This window comes from Pseudoalteromonas sp. C12FD-1, from assembly GCF_037414265.1.
Taxonomy (GTDB): domain Bacteria; phylum Pseudomonadota; class Gammaproteobacteria; order Enterobacterales; family Alteromonadaceae; genus Pseudoalteromonas.
Genome location: NZ_JBBEVD010000055.1, coordinates 1 through 251, shown reverse-complemented (window position 1 = coordinate 251; position 251 = coordinate 1). Strand labels below are relative to the sequence as shown.

1 pseudogene is annotated in these 251 nt (G+C 42.2%); it reads left to right on the top strand.

Annotation, left to right across the window (positions count from 1 at the left end):
* A pseudogene (locus WDB87_RS08450) lies at positions 1 to 251 on the top strand (IS110 family transposase); the annotation flags it as partial.

Sequence of the window (251 nt, the reverse complement as noted above, 5' to 3'; positions counted from 1 at the left end):
CGGGAACGGCCGAGCAAGACGCCTTCTTGTTGAAGGTGCACACACTTATCGATATGCAGCAAATATATCAACAGATATGCAAAAACGACAAGAAGGTTTACCAAAAGACATTATTGATATTGCATGGAAAGCACAGCTTAGGCTCTGCAAGCGCTATAAAAAAATGATAGCCAAAGGGAAGCACTACAACTTGGTTGTCACCGCCATTGCTCGAGAAATGATTGCATACATATGGGCAATTGCAAAAGAAG